This is a genomic window from Cognatundibacterium jejuense, assembly GCF_014284255.1.
GTDB lineage: Bacteria > Pseudomonadota > Gammaproteobacteria > Burkholderiales > Burkholderiaceae_D > Undibacterium > Undibacterium jejuense.
On record NZ_JACOFV010000054.1, the window covers coordinates 1 to 537 of the forward strand.

1 pseudogene is annotated in these 537 nt (G+C 49.0%); it reads left to right on the top strand.

The annotated features are described in order from the left end of the window. Positions 1-302: 302 nt before the first annotated feature. A pseudogene (locus H8K32_RS19985) lies at positions 303-537 on the top strand (MotA/TolQ/ExbB proton channel family protein); the annotation flags it as partial.

Sequence of the window (537 nt, forward strand, 5' to 3'; positions counted from 1 at the left end):
TTCCGCGGTTTGGATAATGCAGTGCGCTCACAGTTGATGTCGGGTTCATGCAAAAACAAACCAGGTACCGTGGACGGCAAACCGCAACAGACTTGGACTAAGGTTCAGTACGTGTGGAAGCTTGACTGATAGAAACTGACGCAGGTGAGGCAGCTTGCTTGCGGCAGAATCTGGATACTACGGTATCAAATAATTTTAGTAAAAAAATTTAGTAACGGCGCAAGTCACTTATAAAAAAAGGGGGCGTAATGCAAAATATTAATCCCCCGTCCAATCTTATTTTGTTAGAAGGAAGCACCATAATGAAATCTCGTATCTCCGCATTCCTGGCGACTGCCCTCTTGGCATTGAGCGCTACCGTTGCAGCCCCGGTTTTCGCTGACGAAGCAGCTTCTGCTCCGGCAGCACCGGCAGCTTCTGCTACTGCACCAGCAGCACCAGTTGACGCCGCAGCACCAGCAGCCGCTCCAGCGGATGCAGCAGCACCAACTAAAGAAGTTATCGAAAATCCATACGGTTTAGATGCATTGTGGAAAA